Origin of the sequence: Dialister sp. (assembly GCF_047832375.1) — a bacterium.
Lineage (GTDB): Bacteria > Bacillota > Negativicutes > Veillonellales > Dialisteraceae > Dialister.
In genome coordinates, this window is sequence record NZ_CP181256.1 from 967,658 (window position 1) to 992,869 (window position 25,212).

Sequence of the window (25,212 nt, forward strand, 5' to 3'; positions counted from 1 at the left end):
CATCCTTTCGTAGAACAAGTGGGAATATCTCCACAAGTCCATTGTACAAGGACAATTGGTGGCTCTCTAGCGCGTATTCAAACAAAAAAGCAGGTGGCTCTCACCTGCGTATTGGGTGGCTCTGAGGAGCGTATTGGGTGGCTCACTTGGTGCGTATTATTCATTTGATATTCAGTGGCGCACCGCGCCCAATCTCTAATTGATGCTTTCTATGGCATTGGTAGTGTACATGACTCTCCGTACATTAGAGCCGTAGTTAAACAGCTGTTCCACGTGCTGGAAGTTGTTTTCCCAGACCGCTATAGCCCCAGGATAGGCTGCCCATTTTCCCTTGAACTTTTCAAACAATCTGCGAGCTTCTGCTACATTGGTAGCCTTGTAGATTTCTTTCAGTTCTTTCAAGAACTCTCTGGATTTGTTCCAGGGAATATACCGCATGGAATTACGGATCAGATGGACAATGCAGCGTTGCACCACTGTGCCAGGGAAGATGGCAGCAGCGCCTTCTTCAAGGCCGCTGACACCATCCATGTGCGCCCAGCATGGGCGCACTCTTAAGGGTGAAAGTCCCTAGACCGCCCGACAGCGGGAAGGTCATAGCCGAACACCAAGGGTGTCCATCGTGAGGTGGAATCTGAAGGAAGGTGCAGGCAAATCTCCGGTCCGATGTACAAGAACCACATAAGGCTACGGCAGGATGGATAAGGTTGCTGCACAAACTGAAGTCCCATAGCTGTACGGGATCCTGCAGAGTACATGTGGCGGATATATGGAGAGAAAGAGTGCGTTCTTACCTGGGGAGGTCTCACGGACACAGCAGAATAAGGCTGTATTTACTGGGCTGTGCTGTGGTTGAAATAAGATTTGCCGTGAGAGGTCAGCAGAGGCCATAGTACCAGATGGCTCATAGGCATCTGGGAAGGGCTGAACTTTAGGAGATGTTAGTCAATGAAAGTAACCAACCATGGGCTTAAAGGCAGACAACTTCAGAAAGAAGACTACTGGCAGAAAGCAGCTGCGGAACAGCAAGGATATGCCGGAGTGCCCATCCATGTGAGGATTGCTGAAAACAACAACATCATCGCAGACTTGCATAAGCAGGAATGCGAAAACTAAAGAACCGCCGTATACCGAACGGTACGTACGGTGGTGTGAGAGGTCGGCGGGCCGAAGCCCGCCTCCTACTCGATGGAGATGAAACCAATGTCCTGTACTCCCCGGTTCTTGATTTCATCGAAAATCTGCATCCAGGTATGCTTACCTTCCGTTTCGTTGATCCAGATACCAAGGATATCCTTCTCACCATTGATGTCATACCCAAGGATGACGTAGACAGCCTTTTGTTTCAGGGCTCTGTCAGTCTTCATGGGAACATACAGACAGTCGATGAAGAGAAAGGTATAAAAAAGAAACAGTGGGCGATTCTGCCACGCATATACTTCGTCCAGGATCCGGTCCGTAATATGGGCAATCTGTTCATGGGAGATGGAGAAACCGTAGATTTCTTCAATGGTCGAAGAGATGTCTCTCTGGCTCATTCCACGGCCATACATGGCAAGGACTTTCCCTTCGATAGAGGAAACATCACGCTGGTATTTTTGGATTAACTGGGGTTCAAAAGTACCTTCCCGATCACGAGGGACTTGGATGGGTACCGTTCCCATGGAGGTCTTCAGGTTCTTCCTGGAATACCCATTTCTCGTATTCTTGGAATCCTCAGGGGTGCTGCCGTTCTTGGGATAGCCTAAATGGTTATCCAATTCACCCTTAAGAGCTGCTTCAAACAATGGTCCAAAGACACTCTTTAAGGCGGACTGCATCTCTTCGACAGTGGTCGGTTTGTAGGTTTCGTAGATTTCCTGCGCAATTTTTTCGCCAGGGGTAGGGGTACGCTTTGCCATGGTAGTAACTCCTTTTCTTCTTTCTCCCCTTAAGTATGAGGTATGAAAATATTTTGAGCAAGATTCATTTACACAAAATATTTTACACTACCGGGGGAGTAGGCGGCAGCCTCTCTCTTGAGACCGTGCAGGATGAAAAGAGTTATCACGAAGAATCCCACTCTGCCGGTATTACTCTTTCCTACGACTTTAGCCACGGAAAGAGCGGCGTATCCGGAGGCCTTTCCAAAGAAAATATACAGAGCCATTATGAAAGCGCTTCCAGCCAGAGTGGAATCTACGCCGGAGATGAAGGCTTTGATATCTCTGTCAAGAACAATATCCACCTCAAAGGCGCCGTCATAGACAGCAAAGGCGATGCGGAAAAGAATACCCTCCGCACCGGTACTTTAAGCTGGGAAGATGTGGAGAACAAAGCGGACTATCGCTTAAGCGGAAAAGGGATTGCTGTCAATAAGACACCCAATGCCCTATACAATGAGAAGGGGTTTACTCCCGCCGTCCCCACCGGAAGCAGTGGTAAAGCAGACTCCACCACCAGGGCAGGCATAGCACCAGGAACCATTATGATTCAGGATAAAGACAATCAGAGGCAGGATATGGCTGCTTTGAATAGAAATACAAGAGACAGCCTGAATAGACTGGGAGAAATTTTCAATAAGACCAAAGTAGAAGAGCGGCAGGAACTGGCAGGCCTTTTTGGAAAGCTGGCTTTCAATTATCCTCATGATGCAAAGCTGACGCCAAACCAGAGAGCTGCCTGGCATGCGGTTATTGGCGGAATTATGGGTCAGCTCAGCAATAAAGATTTCATAGCCGGAGCTCTTCCAGCAGGAATCAATGAGATGATGATTGGCGAAATCCAAAAAGCAGCTCATGGTGACCCTGCATTGATGCAGTGGATTGGGGCTTGCATGGGTGCGGTAGCAGGACAGTTGGTATCAGGGCATTCCCAGATTGGTGGAAGTGTAGCGGCTAGCGGTGTGAAAAATAATGATACCTTAATGACACCTGAAGAAATTGTTGAACTTATGCTGGCTAATGGGAGAAATGCAGATTATCAGCATTTGGGAGTATTAGAAAATTATAAAGGTCAATTACTTGAATTTGTTAATAAGTATCAAGAAGCAGATGCAATTATTGCTGTAGGCTCTTTGGCTATAGGCTTTCACGGGACGCCTGTACAGGCATTCGGAGAAATTGGCATTATTTATGATTTAAAAGATAATGACCTATTTACTACATATGGAGCTAGCCTTTCTACAGACGGGTCCAATCTTGAATCTACAGAAACAGGTATAAATTTTGTGGCAGTTAGGATAGTTTGTGATGATTCATCAGTCAATCTTAATGATCCTGCCATAAGGCATTCAATTTTGAGTGGATCCGGGAAATCAATACAAGGGATATTATGGTATAGGTGGAGGGTTTAGTATACCTGATGATCCTCAATATACGGATAAAATTAGACTTGTTATTGTTGGAATTGGGACTCCTCAGATAGGAGGCGATATCTCATATTCTGATGACTTACTAAGAAATCAATATGAACAAAGAAAGGTAGAATCTGAGGAAAATAAATATGGAGCAGATTAAAAATAAGGCCAAACAAGTAGCAATCTTACTTGCAGTTCCCTTAGGTGCTTTTGCAATAGGATTACATAGCTGGGATATTTATATGTTTTTTTGGGGGAATGAAGTGAGGCAGGAAATCAGCAATTTGCAGAGTCATGTACCGAAAATCACTTTATACCAAACTGGCATTCCTTTAGAAAGGACATTACAATATTCGGCTAAATCGGCCAATTTTGTTTACGGGATGCATTCCTATAATTTGTATTTAAATGCAGAGGATACCAGAAATTATTATCATAACCAATTTATTGAAGCAGGATGGACGTATTTAGGAGTTAAGGATAATTATATGAATGGCTCCATAATCGGAGAGTCTTTTCAATACAGTAAAGGAGAGTACAATTTGAGCCTTGCTTTCCGACCATCAATAAAAGCTGTAAACTCTTATTCAAGTCATTCGACGCATCCTTATTATTTAATATCAATAGAACATAAGAGATAAATTAAATTTCCTTATAGCTTTTCCTCTATTAGCGCCTGTTAAGACTGGGGAAATTCCAGATCCTTCAGATTCACAAATCGTAATCTTGGGAGATAGCAGATGAATCATAGAATTAAGCGATAAAACTTGTGAATTTATTATAAATAATGAAGAGTGGTTTCCAGAATTTATTGTTCTTCAGGCAAGGCAAACAGAGAAGGAAAAAGCTTCGGATATTCCTTCTTGGGTTGCTCATGAAGGGTATAGTCCATTACCAGGCGAGAGTGGAAAAGAGTTTGCTAAGCGTGTCTTAGATGATAGATATGGTGCTGGAAACTATCCAACTGGGCCGGGGTCTGAGTATAATAAATTGAAAAAGCATATAGATCGAGATAAAAGTATAAAAAGAGCAGGAGAAAAAGATGAATAAAGCTTACGAATTGATTTTCGGCTATTCTAAGAAGCATAATGATTTAACATACAGAGAAGAATTTTTACTGGGGGTATTCGCAGATAAAAGCGTGGCATTCTCCGCCATTAATCTCTATTTGAATTTGCCGGGATTTCAAAACTTCTCAGTCAATGATTTCAGGATAAAGACGTTTATTCTTGACCAGGGAAGCCCTTGCTTAAATCAAGCCGATTTCTCTTGTGAGGAGGTTTTTGTGTTGGGATATGGCTATTCCATTGATAATACACATGATGTAGGCGGAAGTTTAGGCATATTTTCGAGCTTAGAACGAGCTAATGCAATGTTGGCGTTTTATAAAACCTGGGATATATTTATTTTCCATAGCCAGCCGGCTATTGGTGGTGAATTCTACATTGATAAATACAAAATAAATGAACTGCATTGGAAAGAGGGCTTTGTGTAAATCGCTAACAATGTAATGATAGATGGGATATTGTATTATTTTTGTGTGTTTATAATCATAGATTTAGCTACTGAAATCCATGAAAGAAAGTATACCGAAGCGGAAGTTTCTGCTAAAAATCTCTCCCTCATCGCAGGAAATACCATCACCCTTTCCGGCGCATTCATTAAAGCGGATGACAAAGCAGACATGACAGCAGGGAAAGACATCCGCCTCACCGCAGAAAAGGACCTTTATGCAGAAGATGCTTCCGTAGGAAAAAGAAAGGGCTCCTACTACCAGCGTCTCAAAACAGAAGATGAAGCAGTGAAAGGCACCCTGATTTCCTCTGCAGGAGAAGTGCGCCTTAAAGCAGGGGAGGACATTTCCCTGAAAGGTAGCGGCATTACTTCCGAAAAGGGAAAAATCGCCTTGACTGCCGGTGAAGATATCTCTATGATGGATGAAAAGGAACATCACGAAATCATCCACGAATACCACTCCCACGTATCCGGACTTCTCTCTTCCAAGACCAAAGACCTCTATGAAGCAGGGAAGACAGACACTGTGAGAGGAAGCCTTATCTCCGGGAATGAAACCCATATGGAAAGCGGAAGAGACATGACCATCACAGGAAGCGCCGTCATCAGCAGTAAGAATACCACCATCCTGGCCGGAAGAAACTTCAAGGCCGACAGCGCTGAAGAAAGAAGCGGCAGCACCTACCGTGAATCCGTCAAAAAGAGGGGCCTCCTCTCCGGAGGCGGCCTGGGCTTTACTATGGGCAGCGAAAAGAGAAAAGACCGCTATGACAGTGAAGCTGTAGAACAGGTAGGAAGCACCATAGGCAGCGTGGAAGGAAGCGTTCGTATCGGCGCAGGGAAAGATGCAGATATAGAAGCCTCCCGCGTTTCAGCAGGTAAGGACCTGGCGGTTAGCGGAAAGAACGTGACTATCACCAGTAAGGATAATGAATACACCAATAAAGAAGAACATGAGTACAAGAGAAGCGGGCTCAGTGTATCCCTGGGAGGCAGCTTTGTCAGCGGTGTGAACAGCGTGATTCAGCCTCTGCAGAAATCCGGTGACGTGCAGGACGGAAGACTGAAGAACCTCTATATGGCTGATGCCGGTATGAATGGGCGTACCGCTATTCGCAACTTTGACAGTGCAGGCAAAGTCAAAGCAGGTCTGGCAGTGGATGTAGGGTTCAGCTCTGTATCCTCTACATCCAAAGCCTCTTCCTATGAGACACAGGCACAGTCATCTACCCTTATTGCCAAAGAAAAGGCAGATATCCGGAGCGGAGAAAATCTGTCCATCCACGGCTCCACGATCCAGGGCAAAGATGTGGACCTGGAAGCGGGGAAAGATATCCTAATGACTGCTGCTGAAAACAGAAGTGAAATGGATATTCATGAAAAGACAAAGAACGGCGGTATTTCCACCTTCTGGGGCATCGGCGGCCTTTCAGGAGTCAAGGTTTATGGACAATCCGCCAAAGGCATGGAAAATGCAGTTAAGCTGGGTGGCTATACGACAGCAGCTATTAACTATGGATACAATGTCTATGAGAATCATCAGGAATTTAAGAGTTTTCATAATGCGCTGCAGGCAGATGCTTGGGATACGTTGCCAATTTCCGGTGCATTATTGAATAGCGGCATTATGGCTATATATGGAATGGGCGTTTCAACAGAGAGACAAGTTTTGTTAGGCGTAGGAACTGGTGTAGCAATAAATGTTATTGTGGATAAGAAAAAAATTGAATTAAAAGCAGAAGAAGAAACACAAGAGGAGGAATCCGCGGAATGATACTTGAGTGGATATTAGATATAACAATATTCGTTCTTATTATTGAATTATTGCAAAAATACATTTTCAATAAAGAGCCGACGGCGGATGACAAACTTTTTCTAGAGCATTCGAATCCTATTTTTCTCTATTTTATTCTATTACTGATGGTGATGGGGTTAATTTGGAGTGTATTGACTGATTTTATATCGTATGATTACGATATTATGGCACACTTGTTGCCAATTATAGGATTTTATATTTTGGTATCAAAAGGTTTATATATCAGGTATGTATATGGACCTAAAAATTGGCAATATGTAGAAAAAACGAAGATTGGATTTATTTCAATTATTATACTAATAATAATTTTCATAGGATTATATATAAGTTAAAACTATATGCGATATTATTAATTTAAGATATGTGACTTTTAGCTTCCGTGAAGGAATCATTCTTGATTCCCAAGAGGCCCTCACTGTAAAATCCGGAGAAGACATGACCGTCAAAGGAAGCGAAATGAGTGCAAGAAGACGTCTACTTGAAAGCAGGAAAGGACATTTATATCCTTTCAGCAGAAAACAGAAGTACCACCAGAGAAAAGGAAAACTCTTCCTCCACCAGCCTGGGAGGAAACATAGGAAGCAGCAGCCTCACCGGTATCCGTGCGTCCTATGGCAGGGGCAGGGAAGAAGGAAAGAGTGAAGGAATCTCCCACACAGAAAGTAATATCAAAGCTGACCATACCCTTTCCCTGGAAAGCGGCAGGGATACGATTCTTAAAGGAAGCCGGATAGAAGGAGAAAAAGTACAGGCAGATGTAGGCGGAAGCCTCAGCATGGAAAGTGAGCAGGACAGGAAGACCTACCGGGAAAATGGAAAGAATACCGGTATCTCCCTGGGCTATGACATTTTCTCCGGCAAAGTATCCGGCTTTGCTTCGGCCGGTAAATCTCGCACAGACTCCCATTACGAAAGTGTGATAAACCAGACAGGCATTTACGCCGGAGACAAAGGCTTTGACATTACCGTCAAGGATAATACCCACCTCAAAGGCGCCGTCATAGACAGCAAAGGCGATGCGGAAAAGAATACCCTCCGCACCGGTACTTTAAGCTGGGAAGATGTGGAGAACAAAGCGGACTACAAAGCAGGAGGCATGGGCATCTCCTATAATCCCAAAGACAGCACCACGCCCCTCAACGCCCGCGGCCTTACGCCTCAGATGAGCCCCACCGTGAAGGATAAGGCGGATAGCAGTACCAAAGCGGCCATTGCGAAAGGGACTATCGTTATTATGGACAAGAAGAACCAGGGGCAGGATATTTCTACCTTGCATCGGGATACAGAAAACAGCCTGAACCGGCTGAAAGAAATCTTTGATAAATCCAAGGTGGAAGAAAAACAGGAACTCATCCAGCAGGTAAGTCAGCTGGGGAATGAGGCAATTCATGCAGTGTCCGACCACTACGGATGGAAGGAGGGCTCCAGTGAAAAGATGCTTCTTCATGGAGCACTGGGCGCCCTGATAGGAAGCATGAGCGGTGGAAGTTCCTTATCCGGAGCCCTATCTGGCAGCGTGAATGAATTTGCCATAGGATATCTGGAAAAGGCAAAAGGTAAAGAGTGGATGGGAACGCATCCTGATGCAGTGCAGGCTGTCAGCATGGCACTGGGTGCTGCTGTTGGATGGAGTACAGGTGATGGAAGTATAGGAGCCTATACGGCACAAACGGGAACAAAATGGAATTATTTAGGATTTGAGTTGTCAGAGTTTGGTGAGTTATTGCTTAGAGATTTAAAAAATCCTGACGGTACACCAATTAAGGAAGAGCAGGCCAAACGGCTTCAAGATGATTTAATAATAAGCGGAAATAAATGGGACGTTGAAGGGGCAACTTCAAATGAAAGTTTGGAAACAGGAAATAACTATGCATTGATAGGGATTACTTTGTTACTCAAAAATAAATATGCACCGGATAGTGTAGATCGACTGATGTTCGACTATAAAAAAATGGTAGTAGATAAACAGAATGAAATAAAAAAAATAGGGATAATGGAATTAAGGCCATTACGTGTGAGCGCAGATGAAGCACAAAAATTTGATGCATATCTTGTACAAGGCGGAATAGGGGCCTTTGAATTGGGATACACTTATGATTTCAAAACGGGTCGTTCGTATTTCTCCCGTGGTACTTCGCTATCTAAAGCGGAATTGCCAATTAGTCTAGAATTAGCAGGGTTACGAATTATATCCAATGATGATAATTATAATCTTTGGGATTCTGGGAATAGAGAAAATATTCTGAGCGGGAACAGCGTAGGGGGAAGCATCTATTTAGGATTAGGAGGAGGAGTTTCCACTCCCCTGGGGGATACGTTTGGCAAAATTTGGGTTTATAAATATGGAGTGGGGTTACCACAAGTTGGAGTTAGCGTAGACCATTCTGATCCTGTGAATGATGAGGACAAAGATGAATGACAACTAGAATGAAAGCACGACTCTTAATATTGGACATATTGGGTTTTATTATGATTCTAGCAATATGCATATTGGTAAATCAGTTGGAATCAAGAAAGCCGGAAAGAGATATAAGGGAAAGCATTAAGGGTGTTTCTGTTTATGGAGAAGAAAATAGATTGGAAGATGTGCTGAAGTTTGATTATCGGTCTGATAAGCACTATATCCTTACTTATAAAGTCCAGTCTCCCGGGAGGCCAAAAGACATTTTAGCTTATTATAGAAGCAGCCTTGAAGGCAGTGGATGGGAGTTTACTGGTAAATCTGATATGTTTGACCATTCAAATAATTGGAAGATGGGGGAACAATATAATTTCAAAAAAGGTAAATATGAATTATTGCTAGATTTCATGATTCAGGAAATGGATGGCTATAAAGGCAATACTAAGCAGGAACCGTTGGAATACTCCATAACAATTTATCCGAAATCGTAGAGGAAGTGAATGATTTGCCTAATAAATGGATTGAGATTTCATCAAGTATTTCACTCATTTTTGTGTTCACCGGATTGCTTTCGATTTTTCGCTGTTTTGGAGAATTTCGTAAAGGTAATGTAGAGACTGCTGATTATGGACTTGGTGCTTTGATACTTTTATTGAGTGCTCTTTTATTGTGCATAGGATTGATACTGTTGCATGTTATACTTAAAAGTTTGGATTTGGATATTAGGGAAAATGAGAGAAAATCAGAAATATGTAAACTTTTATGGCTGTACTGGTATTCATATGAAGATCGTGTTCGGCGGAATAACGGGATAGCTTCTGGTCGAATAAGGCATTACATTGGAATCTTGATCATCGGAATAACTTGTGTAGGAACAATCACTTATGTATTATTATATTTGGAATCTTTGAGTTTATTAGAGGCAGTAATTGATATATCTTTATTAGAAGTTATTTTTATTCAATGCAGGAAACACTTGATATGAATGGCTTCCCTAAGCATACGAAAATGAATCTTTAGAAGGAAGAGGATAAAAAATAAAGGTAAAGATATGAATGACATTGTGGATATTTTGGTAGAAGTATTTCTTTGCGTGCTAATCATGTATAATAGGAGATAAACTAAAGGTTTAGATTAAGTAATAAAAAATAGGATCATGTTAAAAGAACCAGGACATACTGGGGAGGACTGCCGGCATGGCAGTGAATGGAGACCATGGCGTCCTCATTCTGGATGCAGGAGAAAACATCCACCTCACCGGGAGCACCCTGGAAGCCTTGGGAGACCGGGGATCCCTCATCCTCCATGCAGGAAAGGACATCACCCTGGACATCGACACCCTGAGCGCCAGGAAAGATATGACGGAAAACAGGGATAACTATATAAGGACCTATCGGAAAACGGAAATGGGCAATACCTTAATGGCAGGAAAAGATATGACCTTATCTTCCGGAGGAAATCTTTCTGCAAGAAGCAGCACCATGGCATCGGAACGCGGAAAAATTATACTGGCAGCGGGGGATGACGTGACCCTTTCAAACGGGTATAATGAAGCGAGGGACGACTACGGCCTGAAATACAAAGAAAAAGGCTTCCTCTCCGGTAAGATTACTGCTGTCAAAAGCCATGACGAAGAAAAGAAAGCATCGCCTGTCATCATCTCCGGCGACAGTATATCCATTCTCTCCGGAAAGGACACCGGAATATCTGCATCCCAGATCATTGCTCCCCACGATGTGACGGCAGCGGCCGGCGGGAATATCCATATTTTCTCAGCCCCTGAATACGAGTCCCATGACTACGAAAAGCAGGTCAAAAAGAGGGGTCTCCTCTCCGGAGGCGGCCTGGGCGTTACTATGGGCAGCGAAAAGAGAAAGGACCGCTACGACAGTGAAGCCGTAGAACAGGTAGGAAGCACCATAGGCAGCGTGGAAGGAAGCGTTCGTATCGGCGCAGGGAAAGATGCAGATATAGAAGCCTCCCACGTTTCAGCCGGTAAGGACCTGGCGGTTAGCGGAAAGAACGTGACTATCACCAGTAAGGATAATGAATACACCAATAAAGAAGAACATGAGTACAAGAGAAGCGGGCTCAGTGTATCCCTGGGAGGCAGCTTTGTCAGCGGTGTGAACAGCGTGATTCAGCCTCTGCAGAAATCTGGTGAGGTTCAGGATGGAAGACTGAAGAACCTCTATATGGCTGATGCCGGTATGAATGGGCGTACCGCTATTCGCAACTTTGACAGTGCAGGCAAAATCAAAGCAGGTCTGGCAGTGGATGTAGGGTTCAGCTCTGTATCCTCTACATCCAAAGCCTCTTCCTATGAGACACAGGCACAGTCATCTACCCTTATTGCCAAAGAAAAGGCAGATATCCGGAGCGGAGAAAATCTGTCCATCCACGGCTCCACGATCCAGGGCAAAGATGTGGACCTGGAAGCGGGGAAAGATATCCTAATGACTGCTGCTGAAAACAGAAGTGAAATGGATATTCATGAAAAGACAAAGAACGGCGGTATTTCCACCTCCTGGGGCATCGGCGGCCTTTCAGGAGTCAAGGTTTATGGACAATCTGCCAAAGGCATGGAAAACGCAGCATCTCTGACTCATACCGCAAGCGAAGTTTCTGCAGAAAATACCCTCCATGTATCCGGTGGCAATGACACAATCATGACAGGAAGCCGCATGGAAGGTGGTAAAGTAGTGCTTGCAACCGGTGGCAGTCTCCGCATAGAAAGTTTGCAGGACACCGAAAGTTATAAGAGCAGAAGCGATGTGAAAGGCGGGGCTCTGGCAAGCGATGTATTCAAAGACAGCGCAGGCCATAAAAAGCTCGGCAAACCCTACCTCTCTGCAGAAACGGCCAGAGGCTATACGGATTCTGACTATGCATCTGTCAAAGAACAGGCTGGAATCTATGCAGGCCAGGAAGGTTATGATATTTCCGTCAAAGACAATACCCATCTCAAAGGCGCTGTCATAGACAGCAAAGGCAGCGTGGATAAGAATACACTCCGCACCGGGACTTTAAGCTGGGAAGATATAGAGAACAAGGCTGATTACACATCCGGCGGCAGTGGCATTTCCTATACGGCCAAACTGGGTGGCAACGTAAATAACGACACCCCGTCCTCCAGAGAAAACAGCCGGTACGACAAAGAACCGGGTACGAATACCCATAACGAAAGCGATAAAGTCACCAGAGCTGGCGACGGGAACCGCATTCCTCTCAATGAAAGAGGCCTTTTAGGTGTACCGTCAGCAGCGACTAAAGGAAAAGCTGATTCTACTACCAAAGCAGCCATGGCACCGGGAAAAATCGTTATTACCGATACAAAGAACCAGAAACAGGATGTTACTGGACTGGATAGAAATATCAGGTACAGCCTGAACAAACTGAAAGTCATCTTTGACAAGACAAGGGCAGAAGAGCGGAAACAGCTGGTAGAAGAAATGAGCCTGGTCAAAGTTTTGCATCTGGATATAGCCTTGGACCGATTTTAGCGACTGTTTCTGTGGGTACCTTATTTGGTGACAGGGAATTAGGTATTGGGACGGGAACAGGATTATCGGCTAGTGGAACATTCAATCAGGTCACGTTTATTTGTAATACTAGGGATATTTAGTCGAGGCAAACACCATGAAAAAAGAGAGTCTGATTTCCATAGTATTTTGCATTACATTCATTGTACTTGTTGTAATTATCTATATGGGGAAGACATATTTAAGGGGAACGGTTGTCCAAGGTAATGTTACTGAAATGGTAACTATATTTGAATCACTTCCCTCGCTTGGAGACGATGAAGAGAGATCATATGTTATAAATGAACGCTTTGTAAGTAAGTTTTTAAGAGGAAAATTGATTTACAAGAAAACATCAGCAAGTGAGGGAACTATTCGAATAAGAAAATATGCAAAAATAAATGGATGGACGGAACTGAAACGTAATAGCAATCAAAATGAATGCAGGATGGAGTTTAAAAAAGGCGATTGGGATTTGTTTGTTTACCATATCAAAGAAACTAATGTCTGGAATATAGGAATTATCAAATATGATTGGATATGGAATTTGGGGTTCTGAGAAAGCAGCCGGTACCAGGCATATCCATCAGGAAATATTTTTCCCCAATATGTACCCCTTTCAGACTCACGAAAAAGGGATTTTATATCAAAGTCAAGCAGGAGAAGGACCGGCGGCTGTTCTCCTGCTTTTTTCGTGTTTACCAGGGATGATGGACTTTTTCATCTGATGACGAAACATTCCTATTCACTTTGCCATAACTATCCTGTATAATAAGAAAATACGTGAAAAAGGATTTATTGATTACAGGAGGAAAAGGAATGTTCAAGACATTTCAGATGGAACTGGCCGGTCGTCCGCTTATTATTGAGACTGGCAAGATGGCAAAGCAGGCCAATGGTGCCGTACTGGTGAGATACGGTGATACGGTGGTGCTGGTGGCTACCACTGCCAGCAAGGAACCGAGGGAGGGAACTGATTTCTTCCCCCTGACCGTGGATTATGAAGAAAAGATGTATGCCGTAGGCAAGATGCCCGGAGGATTCCTGCGTCGTGAAGGCCGTCCGGGAAATTCCGCCATTCTGAATGCCCGTCTGATTGACCGTCCTATCCGTCCGCTTTTTGATAAACGCTGCCGCAACGATGTGCATGTGGTGGCTACGGTGCTGTCTGTGGACTACGACAATGCGCCGGAGCTGTGTGGCATGCTGGGGGCTTCTGCTTCCATCGGCATTTCCGATATTCCCTGGGATGGCCCCATTGCCGGTGTTCGTATCGGCAGGGTAGATGGAAAGTATGTGGTGAACCCCACCCAGGAACAGCTGGCAGAGTCTTCCATGAATATTACCGTAGCCGGTTCTGAAGAAGCTATCATGATGGTAGAAGGCGGCGCTAATGAAGCTCCGGAAGAAGAAGTGCTGGATGCCATCATGTTCGGCCATGAAACCATTAAGGAACTGTGCCGCTTCCAGAAGAAGATCATTGAAGAAGTGGGCAAGCCGAAGCGCACCATGGTGTTCCCGGAAGTTCCAGAAGAAATCGACGAAGCTGTGGCTGCTTATGCTACCGAAGACCTGAAGAAGGCTATTTTCGACGCAGATAAGCTGAGAAGAGATGGAAATATTGATGCAGTGAAGAAGGCTGCCAAGGAACATTTTGCCGATATCTATCCGGAAAATGGCGCCGATGTGGCAGAAAGCCTTGATCATCTTACCAAGCAGATTGTCCGTGATTCCATTTCCAATGAAGGCATTCGTCCGGACGGCAGAAAGCTGACAGAAATCCGCCCCATTACCTGTGAGGTGGGACTGCTTCCCCGGGTTCACGGCAGCGCTCTTTTCACCCGTGGCCAGACCCAGGCTCTTTCCATTACCACACTGGCTCCCATGTCTGAAACCCAGATCATCGATGACCTCACCCCGATTACCGAAAAGAGATACATTCACCAGTACAATTTCCCCTCCTACTGCGTAGGCGAAACCAAGGGCTCCCGGGGACCGGGACGCCGGGAAATCGGTCATGGCGCCCTGGCAGAACGGGCACTCCGTCCGGTGATTCCTTCGGTAGAAGAATTCCCCTATGCCATCCGCGTAGTTTCTGAAATCCTTGAATCCAACGGCTCCTCCTCCCAGGCTTCCGTATGCGGCAGCACCATGTCCCTCATGAATGCCGGCGTACCGATTAAAGCTCCGGTAGCAGGCATTGCTATGGGTCTCATCGAAAACGGCGGCAAGTTCAGCATCCTTTCCGATATCCAGGGCATGGAAGACGCACTGGGGGATATGGACTTCAAGGTGGCCGGCACCGCAAAAGGCGTCACCGCCATCCAGATGGATATCAAAGTTCACGGCATTACCCGTGATATCCTCCTGCAGGCACTGAAACAGGCCCATGAAGGACGGCTCTTCATCCTCGGAAAGATTGCGGAATGCATCGACAAGCCTGCAGACCACCTGTTCCCCTATGCACCGAAGATCATTGCCATCACCATCCCCGTAGACAAGATCCGCGAAGTCATCGGTGCCGGCGGCAAGACCATCAACAAGATCCAGGATGAAACAGGCACGAAGCTGGACATCGAAGAAGACGGCCACGTCTATATTTCCTCCACCGACGAAGAAGCAGCCCAGAAGGCAAAGAAGATCGTAGAAGGCCTCACCCATGAAGTGAAGGCAGGGGAAACCTACCTGGGCCGGGTAACACGGCTCATGAAATTCGGCGCCTTCGTAGAAATCCTGCCGGGCAAAGAAGGCCTGGTCCATGTATCCCAGCTGGCCCTCCACAGAGTGGAAAAGCCGGAAGACGTGGTCCATGTGGGCGATGAAATTATGGTCAAGGTCACCGAAATCGACGACAAAGGCCGGATTAACCTGTCCCGCAAAGCTCTTCTTCTGGACAAGAAAAACAAATGAGAAGCCGAGGATTTGAAATCGTAACGGCCTATGAAGGCAAGGGAATCCATATCCCCGTAAGAAAGACCGCCTCCAGCGCCGGCTACGACATCGAAAGCGCAGCGGACATGGACATTGTTCCGGGCAAAGTCACCCTCATTCCCACAGGCCTCAAGGCCTGCATGGAAGCAGACGAATACCTGGGCATCTACATCCGCTCCAGCATGGCCATCAAACATGGCATTATCCTCATCAACAGCACCGGAATTATCGACTCCGACTACTACAATAACGAGGACAACGAAGGTCACATTATGGTGGCCGTATACAACACAGGAAAAGAACCGTTCCACGTGGCCAAAGGCGACCGGGTGGCCCAGGGGATTTTCCAGAAATACCTGAAGACCGACGGCGACCGGGCCGAAGGAAAACGGACCGGCGGCGTAGGCAGCACCGGAAAATAAAAAGGGGCAGTGAGGAATGGGATTCATTTCTCACTGCCCTTTTGGGGTGCTGGGGGACGAGAAGGGTCTAGAAAAAGGGCAGCGGCCTGCGGCCGGGGCTCTGTCCTGTGGACAAGGCGATGCGTAGCAAGGCTAAGGCTATCGCCTGGGCTCAAGGAAAGGATTTATATAATAATCGCGGCGCTTCTAATTTTGTGCGCCGCACCTTAAGCCCTGGCCGAAGGCCATAGCCTTGCCGTCAGGCAGAGCCATGCTACGCATGGCCCCGGCCAAAGGCCGCTGCCCGTCGACCTCCACATCCTTTGGCCCCATATATACCTATGGAGATTCAAGCTTACGCATATATAAAGGAGACATTACCATATGAGCATCGAAAAAGAGAAACTGATTCATCGTCAGCCCATTTACGACGGGCAGATCATCCATGTATTCAAAGACACCGTAGAACTGGCGGGACGGGAAACCATCCGGGAAGTGGTGCTCCACCAGGGCGCTGCTGCCATTATTCCTGTAACTGACAAGGGGGAGGTACTCTTCGTGAAGCAGTACCGGTACCCCGTGGAAGAAGCACTCCTTGAAATCCCGGCAGGAAAAATGGACCCCGGCGAGACACCGGAAGAGTGCGCTGCTAGGGAACTGGAAGAAGAGACAGGGTACAGGGGAAAACTGACAAAACTGGGCTACGTCTACACCACCCCGGGCTTCTGCAATGAGACCATCCACCTCTACCTGGCTACGGATCTGGTCCACACGAAACAGCACCTGGACGAAGGAGAATTCCTGGACGTCCTCCCCATGCCACTGGAAAAAGTATGGCAGATGATAGGGGAAGGAAAGATGTACGATGCAAAAACTCTGGCCGCTTTTGCCATGGTAAAAGGAAAAATATAACGGGCGGTGTGAAAAGCAGCTGACCATGCTATGTGGAAAGTAGCTATGGTGGCTCATGTGACTAAGGTAGCTGAGAGGAAGGCGGTTCTAACATGTACAGTCAGTGAGCATGGTCCCGCTGGTCGAATTGATGGGATGTGGGTGGAAACAATCAGTGCGAGGTTAACAATCAGCGGCTACTCCGCAGGTCCCATCAGAATCTCTCTGTCTACTCCGCAGACATCCTACCCTTGGAAAAGGGGAACTATCCAATAGCGGCTGGTGCCGCAAAGAATCAGCCTGCGGTGAATCCATCAACTAACCTCCGTCGCCTACGGCGCCACCTCCTTCCCAAGGAAGGAGGCTGAACTTTAGCGGCTTTGACGCAGTTGAAATCCTAAAGCCTCTACACCAATAATGTTTAATTGACTCTACAGGAGGCTCCTTCCTCGGAAGACGGAGGTCCTGCAGAGGACCTCCAAGTTAATTGTAAGTTGGCGTTTATGCTGCAACATAAAAGTGTCTTCCTTTTGCTAATTGACGCTGCCTACGGGGCTGGGGATAGCTATAGGAAACTGACAGAAGCGCCGCAGGCGATTCTGTTTTTCTAGAAGCTAGCCGCTAATAGCTATAGTGAACGACAAAAATAACTTTATTTAAAGCTGCACAGGGTTCGAAGCTGATTATTTGGCTTTTTCCAAGCCTCGAATGCTTTTTCAACTGTTTCCATAAGTTCCATTAAGGTTGCAAAGAAACGATTGTGTGTATATTCTCTGCGGGTTTTTCTCCAAACCTGTTCGATTGGATTCAGATCAGGTGAATAGGGAGGAAGCATCAAAATTGTAATTTTATCTGATATATCCGCATATTCTGGCCGCTTTTCTACAGCAATTAGTCGATAGGCCTTTTTGTGCCAAGGGGCATTGTCCATTACCAGAACATAATGCTTGCCTTCCGGCAACGGTTTTGCAGCCAAGAACTCACGAATAGAGGCTATTGTGGTCTCATAGTTGAATTTCTCCGGCTTTGTCGTAAATAACTCTCCGGTTTCTGGGATAACAAACCCACTATAAGGAGACTTGAAACGTGCCGGGAATGATTTCACCTTAGGTGCACTGCCTTTTTCATACCATCCACGTGTAATTGTAGTCTGAATTTGGAAATGCACTTCGTCCTGAAATGTCAGAATTGCGGTACTGTCTGCTTTTACTTCGTCGATTTTTTTTAAAGGCAATTCGTGCATCCGTATCTTCGTATCCCTTGGATGGATATAGTTGGGGGCGGATAAGGGAAAAGCCCAGACTGTGAAATAGACGTTGGCATTGTCTAACGCTTAGCGTAGTGTTGTACTTACTACTGATATAGTCAGACAAGCTCGGCCCATCCCAGACATTGTAGCCGTATTGTTTTGGCTCGGAAGTAAGGGCCTGCTTGATTTCTTTTAGCTGCCCGTTGGTAAGCTTTGAGGGCCGGCCTTTGTGCCCTTTTAATTTAAGTGCGTCAAAGCCCTTTTCATCAGCAATTTTTACCCAGGATGAAATTGTCATCTTGCTTACACCAGCTAATTTACTGATTTGGGAAGCAGACAAACCGGATAGAACCATGTTTACGGAGAATACTCTGAAATGGAACCTGGCGTCATCAGTAGACGACATAATCTCCTTACCTTGTCTCAAAAGTTCTTCCGGATCAGTGTGATACTTTCGATTGTTCATATGTACTGTACCTCCAATTGAAGTATAGCACATAGATGCATTGATTTAAAATAAAGTAATTAATGTCGTTTACTATAGAAGCCCCCGCACGTACGCACGCCGCTCAGCCATCCTCAGCCCCACCCATTTGAACGCCACGCATCTACATGCCCCAGCCTGCAGGGCCCGTCGGGCTCAAGGCTGAAGGCTTAAAGCCCCACATGATTGCACGTCGATTAGTTACATTATCTGGCTAAGACATCACTTTTTTACTCCCAACAGCAGCAGCCAACGCTGGGTGAAATAGAGATTTCCTTCCTTTTCAAAAGGAGCAAATCCGGTCTTTTGACCGCCCTGGAGTTCATTTTCCAGGGCTTTTTTGATGGCCCGGCGGCTTTCTTCCTTTGTCTTTGTCAGATCCAGCCAGGCGGAAAGGGATACTTCGATAGGGGTATGTTCTTCTGTTTCCAAAGTGAATCCATACTTTTCATAAAGAGCCAGAAATTCCGCAAGGCTCCTGTTTTTCACGTGGGACGGGTCCCGGAGGGTTTCCAGGGTATCCTCTTTTTCCCGGAGCTCCTCCGATGCCGCTTCCATGTCGATGACTGCTAAGGTGCCTCTCTTTTTGAGGACCCTGGCCATTTCAGAAAAGGGCTTCTCCATTTCAGCAAAGTGGTGGAAAGCGAGCCGGGAAATGACCACGTCAAACGTTTCATCCTCAAAAGGCATGTCTTCCACAATACCGAGTTTGAAATCCATGTTGGAGAGCCCCTCTTTTTTTGCAGCTTCTTTTCCCACATCCAGCATGGCTTTCGTGGCGTCCAGACAGGTGACATGGGCGGCAAAGGGGGCAATGGACCGTCCATTGGCGCAGGTGCCGCTGGCAGCGTCCAGCACATTTTCATTTCCCCGAAGACGGAGGGACGTCACCGTATGGGCGAGATAGCCTTTTTTGGAAAAATTCATAGCTCCGGACTCGAAATTCTTCGCCTGGAGGGTGAAGGATTCTCTGATTTTGTCTAATGTGTTCATGTGAATATTCTCCTTATGGTGAATAAAAGCGGGCTATGGCCTTGCGGCTAGGGCTATGCGTGGCAAGGCGTATAAAAAGTGGCTGGGGTGGCTTACGTGACTGAAGTGGCTGAGGGGGAGGTGGCGGCGCACAAACAGTAAAGCGCCGCCTTATGATTTCCAATCCGTTTCCGTCATCTCGAGCGGAGTGAACATGCTAAGTGACGCTAAAGTCAAGAATCGCTAAAGCTTCGATGAGTCGAGAGATCTCCGAGATAAATGCCTCTGACGTTCTTACAATGCTGGGATAGAAGTGTGGATGCATGTATTCATGAACGCAAGAAAGATTTCTCCACTCCTCTAAGCTTTAGGGGCTTTGGACGATAGAGTCGTAAGTCCTGTGTACCACCGGTCGAAATGACGGGGGTGGGTGGAGACAATCAAAGAAGGGGAGAAATCAACGGCTTTCGCCGCTTTTCCATTAGAATCCCTCTGTCACTTCGTGACATCTCCCTTTGATAAAGGGAGACTATCCTTAAGCCTGCGGCGCTTTCATCGGCTAACCTCCGTCTAAATGAGATTGAGGTCGAGATCGAGGGTATCAGCCTGCGGCAAAGGGTGGCTGAGGTGATTGAAGTGGCTGAAGTGACTGAGGGGAAGGTGGCGGCGCACAAATTTTGAAGCGCCGCCTTTTGTATTATCATTCGCGGCTTCGCCGCAATTGGAACCCTGATGACTCTGTCCCTAAACCGTGCACTTGCCTCTACAGCAGGCCCCTTCCCTGGGAAGGGGCTGCCCACGGGGCTGGGGTTAGCTGACGGGAACTGATGGAACCGGCCCGAAGGGCCCAACCACTTAGCCACTAGATCTAGCCACTAGCTACTTAGCGCCCGGCCGGAATGCTCCCGGTGGGAAGCGTCTCACGGGGTTCTCAGTCGCCTGGCGGCTCCCTGCGAACACCGTTCGCTTGCCACCCCACCGGGGTGAGGGATTCCGATAGGAACTGATAGGCTCGGCCCGTAGGGCCTGACCAGCTCAATGCTCAAGGCTGAAGGCTCAATGCTCTCACTTGTTCACACGCCGCCCATCCAACGAAGCGCCGCAGGCGAATTCCCTCGATCTCGACCTAGGTCTCTATCTCATCTTACTTATTCTATCCCCATCTTCTCCCAAATGGCAATGTAGCAGAAACCTCCCGGCCCGTAGTAAATCTTTATGGTCACCATAAGTATAGCCTCCTGCCTCCCATGGTACAATAATAGAGATAAAGAAAAGGAGGCGTCTCTATGGAATGGGCTGATGGCAAAAAGCGATGCTTCTGGGCAAATCCGAAGAATCCACTGTATGTAAAATATCACGATGAAGAATGGGGCGTGCCGGTGCATGAGGACCGGAAGCTCTTTGAAATGCTTCTGCTGGAGTCTTTCCAGGCCGGTCTTTCCTGGGAGTCCATCCTGAATAAGCGGGAAAATTTCCGCCGCGCCTTTGATGGCTTCGATCCGGAAAAGGTGGCCGCCTACGGTGAGGAGAAGATGGAATCCCTCCGCCAGGATGCAGGCATTATCCGGAACCGTCTCAAAATCCGATCCGCAGTGGGCAATGCAAAGGTATTCCTGGCCATTCAGAAGGAATGGAAGACCTTCGACAGCTACCTCTGGCACTGGACGGAAGGCAGGACTATCCGGGAAACAGGGCAGGCCTCGTCTCCTCTGTCTGACGCCATTTCCAAAGACCTGAAGAAACGGGGCATGAAGTTCGTGGGCACCACCATCATCTATTCCTACCTCCAGGCAGTGGGGGTGATTGACTCCCATGAGGAGGGGTGTTTTAAGGAAAAAGTGGCTAAAGGGTAACGGGCTTTGCCCGAGGGGGTGGTGGCGGCTCACAAAGTCTGGAAGCGCCGCCAAATCTATATTCTGCGGCTTCACCGCCGGATACATCATCTGTGGTGCTGTATGAATTGTGCGCCGCACCTTCCCCTCGCCGTAGGCGTTCCTCCTGAGTCACTTCGCCATCAGGCGTTACCCTTCCGCCACTTTACACTATCTGTTAATGCTATAATATACATATAACCTGCATTTCATCATTCATACATAAGGAGAGGAGCCCTATGAAGAAAATCGCTTTTTATGGAAAGGGAGGCATTGGTAAGTCTACCACTGCTTCCAATGTGTCCGCTGCCCTGAGTCTCATGGGAAAGCGGGTGTGCCAGATCGGCTGTGACCCGAAGAATGATTCCACCCGCCTCCTCCTGGGTCATATCTGCAAGGAAACGGTGCTGGACCAGATCCGCACGAAGGATGCTTCTGAAATCAGGAAGGAAGATATTATCCATACCGGATTCAACGGTATTACCTGCGTAGAGGCAGGGGGACCGGAACCGGGGGTGGGCTGCGCAGGCCGGGGAATTATTGTGGCTCTCCAGCTGCTGGACCGGCTCCATGCGCTTCCGGAGTCGGACCTCATCCTTTACGATGTGCTGGGGGATGTGGTTTGCGGCGGTTTTGCCATGCCTATCCGGGAAGGGTACGCCGAGGAAATCTATGTGGTTTCTTCCGGGGAGCTCATGTCCCTCTACGCCGCCAATAACATTGCCAAGGGCATCCGCCGTTTCGCGTCCCGGGGCAAGGTGCGGCTGGCGGGCATCATCGGCAACAGCCGGAAGGTGCCGGGGGAGAAGGAATTGCTTCTGGAGTTTGCGGAAATGCTCCATACAAAGCTGGTGGCCTTTGTGCCGAGAGATAAAATCGTGAACCTGGCGGAAAATAACAGGCAGACCGTGCTTCAGTACGCGCCGGATTCTGCCCAGGCTGATGTGTACCGGAAACTGGCGGAAACGATTCTTACCAATGAGAATCTCACCATTCCTACGCCGGTTTCCTTTGATGAACTGGAAAAGCTGGTGAGCCGGTATGGCACTGAAAACTAAGTGGCTTTTTACAAAGACGAAATCCATGAGCTGCACCATGACCGCTGTCTGGCGGGCCGTGGTGGGCTGCAGGGGCTGCGCCGTCATTTTCCACAGTCCCATGGGCTGCGTCCACGTGGCGGCGTCCATGGACCTGGGGAACCATTACCGCCTTTCCGCTGACGGGGAGCGGGAAGTGGAAGAGACGGTGCCCCTCGTTTCCTCGAACCTCCGGGAGAAGGACAGCATTTTCGGCGGCATCGACAGGCTCCATGAATGCATTGCTTACACCATGAAGACCTACCATCCCGAGTGCCTGCTCATCGCCTCCTCCTGCACCGCCGGCGTCATCGGCGATGATGTGGATGAAGAGGCGGCTTCGGCGGAGACGGAATACGGTATTCCCGTCCTATCCATGCCCTTTGCGGGCTTCCTGGGCGGTGAGTATTCCGATGGCTACTACAAGACCGCCAAAGCCATTATGGACCGGTTCTTTGTGAAGAATGACCATGAGCCGGACTCCGTAGTCCTTCTGGGCGACCAGATGGGACCCCACGGCCAGTACGTGCGGGAAGTGACAAGGCTCCTTTCCCTTCTGGGACTCCACGTGGACTACCAGTTCCCGGGATACGTACCTTTCAAAGACTGGAAAAACGTGACGAAAGCTTCTTATTCTATTATGCTTGGCACCGCGGGACAGCCGGCAGGCATGGTGGACATGGCGAAGACCCTGGAAACGGAATTCGGCGTTACCTGTGTGGGAGACGTGTACCCCACGGGCTTTGAGGCCACCTGCCGCTGGATCCGCAAAGTGGCGGAGACCACGGGCCGAAAAGATTTAGGGGATAAAGTGGTGGAAGAGGAAACGAAACGGCTCACCGCAGCGGTTTCCTCCTACCTTCCCATGACAAAAGGGAAAAAGGCGGCCATCGCCATCGGCCGGGGCGTCCGCTGGTACCATCCGAAGGAAACCCTGGCTTCTTTGTAGCGGCTGGCTTTGGATGTGAAGGGGATTCTCTTCTTCCCCAATCTCACGGAAGAGGACAAGGCGGCGTTCCGCACGGAAATCGCACCTTTTGGGAATATTCCCATTTATGAAGGATCGGATGATGACCTCCTGAAGGACTGCGACGTGCTCCTTACCACCAATGAAATGACCAATTCCCCCGTTCGGCAGCTGTTTATTCCCATGGTAGCGCTGGCGGGATTCGAAGGGGAACAGGTCTTCCTGCGGTCCCTGTACCGGCTCCTCTGCCGCCGGGGAAGAAAAGGAGGTATCGCCTATGTCAAAGCCTGAATTTGAGTCCTACTGTCATCAAAACAACCGCTGCGGCCTCACGGGATCCTCCGCCTTCTTCGCATCCATTCCAAAGAGCTTCGTCATGATCAATGGACCCCTGTGGTGCTATTTCTATGCCATGAAGCATGTGGACGATGAAAATAAAAACGCAGCCACCATGTTTTACTGCACTCAGCCCAGTCCGGCGTCCCTGGTGTATGGCACGGAAAAAGACATCACCGATGGCCTTGCCTACGTGAAGACCGTGCCCGGGGTGGACCGGGTTTTCCTCATGAACAACTGCAGCATCGGCCTTATTGGGGACGACCTGAATGGGATTGCAAAGAAATTCGGCGGTCCCTGGCCCGTATACACCATGGACAGCGGCGGCCTCAAGGGAAACTTTGAAAAGGGATTTGCCAATGCCTTCCTCCAGGTGGTGGAAGAAATGAAGCTCCTCCCTGTGAAGCAGGGCACTGTAAACGTACTGGGTCTCTCCGATGTATCCCTTAAAGGAAGGGAAGATGCTGAAGAAATCCGGCGGCTCCTTTCCATGGCCGGTATTTCCGTCATTTCCACTCCCGGCTGCGCGGAGGACTGGGACACCATCATAAAGGCGCCGGAGGCGGCGGTGAACCTGGTTGTCAGAGACGAGCTTGCCCTTCCGGCGGCGGAAGAAATGAAAAACCGCTTCGGCACCCCTTACCTCCAGGTGGGCCTGCCCTACGGCTACGAAGGCACCCTGCGGTGGGTACAGCAGGTGGTGGAAGGCTGCGGATTCGGAAATTCGAAGGCCCTGCAGGAAGAAGTGGACCGCATCCGGCCGGAGGTCATGAGGAGGGGCAGCTACCTGGCCTCCCTCTGGGGATCTTTATGGTTTGACAAAGTTCTGGTGGCAGCGCCACCATCAGAAGCCATCGGCATCGCCAATGCCCTCAGAAATGAATTTCTGGACACGGCGAACCTGATTATTCACCTCCAGATGCCTACGTCTTACCACACCGACGCCGCCGACGCCGTGAGGACCCTGCCCGCTGACGATGCTCTCGTCAAAGAGGACTACGAAAAGTGGGAAGGGGGACTCGTCCTTTCCTCCAGCGAAGAAACAGCCAGCCTGGAACGGATGAAAAAGCCCTTTGCCTCCGTCCACATCGCACGGCCATCCCACGATGAACTCATGATCACAGACCTCCCCCTCTGCGGCATCCGTGGAGCGGCGTACCTCTATGAAAGAGTGTGGAATGCGAAACTCAGGGAAATGAAATGAAGACCCTGACTAACACTGCCTTTTGAATTCACCAGACCTTTCTTTCTATGGTTTATTTTGTGCCTGTGTTCTTCTACGGATTTTTTGTAGAGGAATACAGGTATTTTTCATGCCTGCGTTATTAATACCTGCCATTTGGCGTCAGAGAAAATATATAATGCTATCTATGAATTCTTAGAAACTTTCATGCAATTACTTTAAAAAATTTACAGAAATAGTATAATTAGATGTGTACATTAG

The 25,212-nt window shown here is 47.8% G+C and carries 21 protein-coding genes and 2 pseudogenes; 18 read left to right on the forward strand and 5 right to left on the reverse strand.

The genetic code is table 11. The features are described 5' to 3' along the window. Positions 1–198: 198 nt before the first annotated feature. Positions 199–531, reverse strand: a pseudogene (locus ACFWUL_RS03960) (transposase); the annotation flags it as partial. A gap of 417 nt (positions 532–948) precedes the next feature. Between ACFWUL_RS03960 and ACFWUL_RS03965 the strand changes: the two are divergent. Next, positions 949–1,116, forward strand: coding sequence for a hypothetical protein (locus ACFWUL_RS03965; RefSeq protein ID WP_297041640.1), 168 nt, complete (start codon positions 949–951; stop codon positions 1,114–1,116). Between the two features lie 68 nt (positions 1,117–1,184). Here ACFWUL_RS03965 and ACFWUL_RS03970 read toward each other — a convergent pair. Continuing rightward, positions 1,185–1,901 (reverse strand): annotated as a pseudogene (locus tag ACFWUL_RS03970) (IS256 family transposase); the annotation flags it as partial. Positions 1,902–1,954: 53 nt separating this feature from the next. Here ACFWUL_RS03970 and ACFWUL_RS03975 point away from each other — a divergent pair. From ACFWUL_RS03975 to ACFWUL_RS04030, 12 genes are all read left to right on the forward strand, one after another. Beyond that, positions 1,955–3,334, forward strand: a complete 1,380-nt coding sequence (locus ACFWUL_RS03975) for a hypothetical protein (RefSeq protein ID WP_416177871.1) — start codon at positions 1,955–1,957, stop codon at positions 3,332–3,334. A 149-nt stretch (positions 3,335–3,483) separates the two neighbouring features. After that, positions 3,484–3,978, forward strand: coding sequence for a hypothetical protein (locus ACFWUL_RS03980; RefSeq protein ID WP_416177872.1), 495 nt, complete (start codon positions 3,484–3,486; stop codon positions 3,976–3,978). 401 nt (positions 3,979–4,379) lie between these two features. Next, on the forward strand, positions 4,380–4,832 hold the full coding sequence (locus ACFWUL_RS03985; protein WP_416177873.1) for a hypothetical protein: 453 nt from the start codon (positions 4,380–4,382) through the stop codon (positions 4,830–4,832). A gap of 45 nt (positions 4,833–4,877) precedes the next feature. After that, the gene (locus ACFWUL_RS03990) at positions 4,878–6,626 is read left to right on the forward strand and encodes a hemagglutinin repeat-containing protein (protein WP_416177874.1); all 1,749 of its coding nucleotides are present in this window, start codon (positions 4,878–4,880) and stop codon (positions 6,624–6,626) included. Positions 6,627–7,128: 502 nt separating this feature from the next. Further along, positions 7,129–9,087: a hemagglutinin repeat-containing protein gene (locus ACFWUL_RS03995; protein WP_416177875.1), complete on the forward strand. Its 1,959-nt coding sequence runs from the start codon at positions 7,129–7,131 to the stop codon at positions 9,085–9,087. Then, positions 9,084–9,560, forward strand: coding sequence for a hypothetical protein (locus tag ACFWUL_RS04000; protein ID WP_416177876.1), 477 nt, complete (start codon positions 9,084–9,086; stop codon positions 9,558–9,560). The genes ACFWUL_RS03995 and ACFWUL_RS04000 overlap by 4 nt, the downstream gene beginning before the upstream one ends. 14 nt (positions 9,561–9,574) lie before the next feature. Then, the gene (locus tag ACFWUL_RS04005; protein WP_416177877.1) at positions 9,575–10,054 is read left to right on the forward strand and encodes a hypothetical protein; all 480 of its coding nucleotides are present in this window, start codon (positions 9,575–9,577) and stop codon (positions 10,052–10,054) included. Positions 10,055–10,265: 211 nt separating this feature from the next. After that, positions 10,266–12,572, forward strand: a complete 2,307-nt coding sequence (locus ACFWUL_RS04010; RefSeq protein WP_416177878.1) for a hemagglutinin repeat-containing protein — start codon at positions 10,266–10,268, stop codon at positions 12,570–12,572. Between the two features lie 136 nt (positions 12,573–12,708). Continuing rightward, positions 12,709–13,149, forward strand: a complete 441-nt coding sequence (locus ACFWUL_RS04015) for a hypothetical protein (RefSeq protein ID WP_297021506.1) — start codon at positions 12,709–12,711, stop codon at positions 13,147–13,149. Positions 13,150–13,409: 260 nt separating this feature from the next. After that, the gene (locus ACFWUL_RS04020) at positions 13,410–15,500 is read left to right on the forward strand and encodes a polyribonucleotide nucleotidyltransferase (RefSeq protein WP_416177879.1); all 2,091 of its coding nucleotides are present in this window, start codon (positions 13,410–13,412) and stop codon (positions 15,498–15,500) included. Beyond that, a complete protein-coding gene (gene dut, locus ACFWUL_RS04025) occupies positions 15,497–15,943 on the forward strand; it encodes a dUTP diphosphatase (protein WP_273187149.1) in 447 nt (148 codons plus the stop codon). The genes ACFWUL_RS04020 and dut overlap by 4 nt, the downstream gene beginning before the upstream one ends. Before the next feature lie 363 nt (positions 15,944–16,306). After that, positions 16,307–16,834 carry an NUDIX hydrolase gene (locus tag ACFWUL_RS04030; RefSeq protein WP_416177880.1) on the forward strand — a complete coding sequence of 176 codons (528 nt, stop codon included), beginning with the start codon at positions 16,307–16,309 and terminating at the stop codon, positions 16,832–16,834. 631 nt (positions 16,835–17,465) lie between these two features. Here the strand turns inward: ACFWUL_RS04030 and ACFWUL_RS04035 are convergent. The 3 genes from ACFWUL_RS04035 to ACFWUL_RS04045 form a co-directional block, all read right to left on the reverse strand. Further along, the gene (locus ACFWUL_RS04035) at positions 17,466–18,056 is read right to left on the reverse strand and encodes an IS630 family transposase (protein WP_416177881.1); all 591 of its coding nucleotides are present in this window, start codon (positions 18,054–18,056) and stop codon (positions 17,466–17,468) included. Beyond that, positions 17,938–18,561 carry a helix-turn-helix domain-containing protein gene (locus tag ACFWUL_RS04040; RefSeq protein ID WP_416177882.1) on the reverse strand — a complete coding sequence of 208 codons (624 nt, stop codon included), beginning with the start codon at positions 18,559–18,561 and terminating at the stop codon, positions 17,938–17,940. The genes ACFWUL_RS04035 and ACFWUL_RS04040 overlap by 119 nt, the downstream gene beginning before the upstream one ends. 207 nt (positions 18,562–18,768) lie before the next feature. Continuing rightward, entirely contained in the window at positions 18,769–19,539 is a 771-nt protein-coding gene (locus ACFWUL_RS04045; RefSeq protein ID WP_416177883.1) for a class I SAM-dependent methyltransferase, read from the reverse strand. A gap of 1,265 nt (positions 19,540–20,804) precedes the next feature. Here ACFWUL_RS04045 and ACFWUL_RS04050 point away from each other — a divergent pair. The 5 genes from ACFWUL_RS04050 (at position 20,805) to ACFWUL_RS04070 (ending at position 24,972) form a co-directional block, all read left to right on the forward strand. Continuing rightward, the gene (locus tag ACFWUL_RS04050) at positions 20,805–21,371 is read left to right on the forward strand and encodes a DNA-3-methyladenine glycosylase I (protein WP_416177884.1); all 567 of its coding nucleotides are present in this window, start codon (positions 20,805–20,807) and stop codon (positions 21,369–21,371) included. A gap of 257 nt (positions 21,372–21,628) precedes the next feature. Next, entirely contained in the window at positions 21,629–22,447 is an 819-nt protein-coding gene (locus ACFWUL_RS04055) for an AAA family ATPase (protein WP_416177885.1), read from the forward strand. Further along, positions 22,431–23,414, forward strand: a complete 984-nt coding sequence (locus tag ACFWUL_RS04060; protein ID WP_416177886.1) for a nitrogenase component 1 — start codon at positions 22,431–22,433, stop codon at positions 23,412–23,414. The genes ACFWUL_RS04055 and ACFWUL_RS04060 overlap by 17 nt, the downstream gene beginning before the upstream one ends. A 15-nt stretch (positions 23,415–23,429) precedes the next feature. Beyond that, positions 23,430–23,723: a hypothetical protein gene (locus tag ACFWUL_RS04065; protein ID WP_416177887.1), complete on the forward strand. Its 294-nt coding sequence runs from the start codon at positions 23,430–23,432 to the stop codon at positions 23,721–23,723. After that, on the forward strand, positions 23,710–24,972 hold the full coding sequence (locus ACFWUL_RS04070; RefSeq protein ID WP_416177888.1) for a nitrogenase component 1: 1,263 nt from the start codon (positions 23,710–23,712) through the stop codon (positions 24,970–24,972). Before ACFWUL_RS04065 ends, ACFWUL_RS04070 begins: the two co-directional genes overlap by 14 nt. The last annotated feature ends 240 nt before the right edge of the window (positions 24,973–25,212 follow it).

Coding starts and splice junctions, on each gene's coding strand:
- ACFWUL_RS04055 (WP_416177885.1), top strand. CDS start 21,629: ATGAAGAAAATCGCTTTTTATGGAAAGGGAGGCATTGGTAAGTCTACC.
- ACFWUL_RS03965 (WP_297041640.1), top strand. CDS start 949: ATGAAAGTAACCAACCATGGGCTTAAAGGCAGACAACTTCAGAAAGAA.
- ACFWUL_RS04045 (WP_416177883.1), bottom strand. CDS start 19,539: ATGAACACATTAGACAAAATCAGAGAATCCTTCACCCTCCAGGCGAAG.
- ACFWUL_RS04020 (WP_416177879.1), top strand. CDS start 13,410: ATGTTCAAGACATTTCAGATGGAACTGGCCGGTCGTCCGCTTATTATT.
- ACFWUL_RS04000 (WP_416177876.1), top strand. CDS start 9,084: ATGACAACTAGAATGAAAGCACGACTCTTAATATTGGACATATTGGGT.
- ACFWUL_RS04060 (WP_416177886.1), top strand. CDS start 22,431: ATGGCACTGAAAACTAAGTGGCTTTTTACAAAGACGAAATCCATGAGC.
- ACFWUL_RS03980 (WP_416177872.1), top strand. CDS start 3,484: ATGGAGCAGATTAAAAATAAGGCCAAACAAGTAGCAATCTTACTTGCA.
- ACFWUL_RS04010 (WP_416177878.1), top strand. CDS start 10,266: ATGGCAGTGAATGGAGACCATGGCGTCCTCATTCTGGATGCAGGAGAA.
- ACFWUL_RS04040 (WP_416177882.1), bottom strand. CDS start 18,561: ATGTGCTATACTTCAATTGGAGGTACAGTACATATGAACAATCGAAAG.
- ACFWUL_RS04015 (WP_297021506.1), top strand. CDS start 12,709: ATGAAAAAAGAGAGTCTGATTTCCATAGTATTTTGCATTACATTCATT.
- ACFWUL_RS03985 (WP_416177873.1), top strand. CDS start 4,380: ATGAATAAAGCTTACGAATTGATTTTCGGCTATTCTAAGAAGCATAAT.
- ACFWUL_RS04070 (WP_416177888.1), top strand. CDS start 23,710: ATGTCAAAGCCTGAATTTGAGTCCTACTGTCATCAAAACAACCGCTGC.
- ACFWUL_RS04050 (WP_416177884.1), top strand. CDS start 20,805: ATGGAATGGGCTGATGGCAAAAAGCGATGCTTCTGGGCAAATCCGAAG.
- ACFWUL_RS04035 (WP_416177881.1), bottom strand. CDS start 18,056: ATGCACGAATTGCCTTTAAAAAAAATCGACGAAGTAAAAGCAGACAGT.
- ACFWUL_RS04030 (WP_416177880.1), top strand. CDS start 16,307: ATGAGCATCGAAAAAGAGAAACTGATTCATCGTCAGCCCATTTACGAC.
- dut (WP_273187149.1), top strand. CDS start 15,497: ATGAGAAGCCGAGGATTTGAAATCGTAACGGCCTATGAAGGCAAGGGA.